Raw genomic sequence first — 3,284 nt, forward strand, 5'->3', positions numbered from 1 at the left:
GGCCGCCGAGAACCGCTCACGGGACAGTCTCTAGGGGCGGCGGGCCAGCAGGTGGGCATCGAGGAAGCCTCGCTCGGAGGCCGGGTCGTGGACCAGCCGAGCGAACGGGACGAGCCCGGCACCCGCCAGCAACTCGGCAAACCGGTCCACCGGCCAGCTATAGGCGGGCGTCACCTTGTGGTCGAAGCGAACCGGCTCCGACCCGTCAGTCGCGAAGAACGAGACCAGGAGCAGGCCCCCTGGCGCCAGGACACGCACCTGCTCGGCGATCAGCGCGGGCAGTTCCCCGGGCGGGGTATGAATCATCGAGTAGTGGGCCAGCAAGCCACCGAGCGAGCAGTCCTCGACCGGCAGCGCCTCCATCTTCGCCTCATCGAACCGCAGCGCCGGATGGGCCCGGCGGGCGTGGTCGACCATGACCGGGGAGAGGTCGAGCCCGAAAGCGTCCAGTCCAAGGTCGTGCAGCATGGCCGTCAGATGTCCCGGCCCGCACCCGACGTCAGCTGCCCGCAAGTTCCCGTTCTCACGCACCAGTTCGGCGAAAGTGCCGACCATGCTCCGCGAGAACGGCTGCGTCTCCAACCGATTGGCAAACAACGATGCATACAGCTCGACGACCCCGTCATAGGCCGCCCTGGTCTCGTCCTGGTATCCCACGGGAGAGAAGCTAACACCGGCACACAACTGGCTGCCTGTCACACGGTCACGAACCGGCCCTAGCACTACAGGTGTTGTGATGCATAAACTCACCTACTAGGTCGCTGAGCAGCATCAACTTGAGACAGAACCCACGGCAACAGCACCGACCCCCAGAGAATCGACGTCCTCCTTGTCGGCCTGGACCATGGGATAGCCGCCGGGCGTGGGCTGCACCGGCAGCCGGTCCAGCAGGGTGGAGTTGGACAGGATCACGCCGCACGGGTGCATGGCGTAACCCTGGATCAGGGCGTCCAGGCCCGCGGCGAGCTCCCACAACGGCCCGTACTGCTCGGCTTCGGCGGCGAGTTGCTTGAGCTCGGGCAGGGTGGTCAGAGCGTGGGGGATGTCGACGGCGCGGATATGCGGAAAGGATTTTGCGATCCGGTCGACGGTCTGGGGCGCCATGCCCAGCGCGAGGCCGGTGTCTCGCAGCGCGGCCCGGGCCCGGTAGGTCTCGGGCATGCCGGTGACCGCGACCCGCTCGCGCCCGAACCGGTCCAGGATCTTGTCGTACACCTCGAGCCGGCGGGACGACTCCACGTCCAGGTCGATGTCGGGCAGCGACGTACGCCGCTCCGACAGAAATCTCTCAAAAAGCAGCCGGTGCTGCAGGGGGTTCGCGGTGGCCACGAAGAGAACGTGGTTGACCATGCTCCCGGCGCCGGAGCCGCGGGCGGCAACGCGGATGCCCATCGCGCGGACGTCGGCGACCACCTGGGCGACCGCGAGGAAGTAGGGGGCGTAGCCGAGGCGCTCGATCACACCGAGCTCGTACTCCGCCTGGACGCGGGCGCGTTCGTCGGTGTCGAGGCCGCGCGCTCGCAGCCCGTCGGCCACGCGCCGGCGCAGCAGCCGCATCGCTTCCCGGGATCCCTCACCGGCTCCGACGACCTCGGGTTCGGGGAAGTGTGGTGTGCCGAGCCCGAGGTCGGCGACCGGGTCGATGCGGCAGGAGCCGGCCGCGTACGCGGTGTCGGCGAGCAGCCGCTGTGCCCGCTCCGTACTGGCGCCGACGGGCCCCCCGATCCGCTCTGCGGTCACGGCCATGGCCCCGGGGGCCCTCGGCCACCCCTGCCCGGGGGCGTGGTGCTTCGAGCTGCTCGCGTCGGCGGAAGTCGATCGGGTGCAGCAATCGGGCGGCATCGAGGACATCGGCCAGTCGGTGCTGCCCGGCGCTCGCGTAGCGCACCGCGTTCGACAGGACGGCCGGCACCTGCAGATGGTCGGCGAGCCGCACGGTGTGCGCGGCCAGCCGCAGCGATCCCGCACTCAGCCCATTGCGGTGGTACGCCACGACCTCGAGGCGCAGGCCTTGCCCGCACAGCTCCCGCCACGGCGCCAGCAGCTGCTCGGCGACACCCGTCCGCCCCGCGGACAGGGCCCGGATCGGCTCCGAGGCGGGCCCGAGCAGCACCAGCAGCCCGTCCCCGACGTGCGCCCGCAGTGCGTCCCACGACGCGACCGGGTGCCCGGCGACCGGTTCCGCGTAGGCGGCGGAGATCAGACGGCGCAGGCGCGCCCACCCGGTCTTCGATTGGGCGAGAACGGTGGCCCGCAGCAGTGGCTCGGCGACGTGCGCGCCGCCGCGTGCCGGGGTGCGGGGGCGCTTCGCGCGCTCCGGGGACGCGACGGGGGCTACCGCCAAGGTCGACGCCGAAGACGGGCCGTGCCGGGATTGGGCGACGGGGAATTTGCAGGATTCTGCAACGCCGCTCGCGATCTTCTGCCACGATCCGGTCGCGACGCACCGGCGGCACACCCGTCGCCACGTGCGCGGCCTGTCCCCGCCATCTGGAGAGTTCATGAGCAAGAAGAAGACGATAACCACGGTCCTCGGAACCGCTATGGCGTTCGCGGCGTCCGTCATGACCGCGCCGCCGGCGGCGGGGGGCTACCCCGGAGATGTCCAGGGCTGGGGGGGGGAGGTGGAGCGGTGGGTACGGCTGGGGCTCAGCGGTGGGGCGGACGCGGTCGCGAGCATCACGGACACCCAGTCCGACAGTGAGAACTACGACGTCTCGGTCTCGGACGTCTCGCTCGTCCAGTTGGCGGACGGCAAAATCTATTGGATGGGCAGCGCCACCGGGGACGCCGGATGGCAAGTCGAGTGGGACCGCGCCGCAACAGGCAACATCGACTGCCTGCGCGGAAGAAAGTACCAGGTCGTGGCCACCTTCCGCTGGCGGTTGGCGGGAACCACTGCGGACTTTGCGGGCTCCCCCGAAGAGCGGTGGTCCGCCACCTACACGTGCCCGTGACGCGTCGATAGCAGTAGCAGTGGCCCCAGCCTGGAGGCGGGGCCACTGCGCCGACGCGCGCGGTCTCCAAAATTGCGAGAGCGCCCGTTCGAGTCCGGCCGCCCCGCCCCTCACACCAACATGCTGGCCAAGCGTCGCCGCCATAGCCTGGACATCTCGGGGCTGTCTCGGAGGTGCCGCATGCCCCGCCCCGTCTGGTCCGGCGCGATCTCGTTTGGCCTCGTCACTTCTCTGAACTAGCTGCCAAGTCCGGCCTAGGCAGGGCCAGCGCATGAAGGTCAGTGCCCCCCCCCACGGGCGGGGGCCCCTGGGCTCCTTGTCCCCCTG

Annotated in this window: 2 protein-coding genes and 1 pseudogene; 1 reads left to right on the top strand and 2 read right to left on the bottom strand. The window is 70.2% G+C overall.

The window, feature by feature from the left end; all coding sequences use genetic code 11:
* Positions 1–30 precede the first annotated feature (30 nt).
* Positions 31–657, bottom strand: a complete 627-nt coding sequence (locus JAO81_RS33275) for a class I SAM-dependent methyltransferase (RefSeq protein ID WP_199551699.1) — start codon at positions 655–657, stop codon at positions 31–33.
* Between the two features lie 150 nt (positions 658–807).
* Positions 808–2,366 (bottom strand): annotated as a pseudogene (locus JAO81_RS33280) (DNA polymerase III subunit alpha); the annotation flags it as partial.
* 135 nt (positions 2,367–2,501) lie between these two features.
* Here JAO81_RS33280 and JAO81_RS43000 point away from each other — a divergent pair.
* Complete coding sequence (locus JAO81_RS43000) at positions 2,502–2,957, top strand: hypothetical protein (protein WP_233416277.1); 456 nt, start codon at positions 2,502–2,504, stop codon at positions 2,955–2,957.
* Positions 2,958–3,284: the final 327 nt, after the last annotated feature.

This window comes from Streptomyces sp. N35, assembly GCF_016464295.1.
Taxonomy (GTDB): Bacteria; Actinomycetota; Actinomycetes; order Streptomycetales; family Streptomycetaceae; genus Streptomyces.

Excerpts from the sequence above, each read along its gene's own strand:
- JAO81_RS43000 (WP_233416277.1), top strand. The coding sequence starts at position 2,502 with ATGAGCAAGAAGAAGACGATAACCACGGTCCTCGGAACCGCTATGGCG.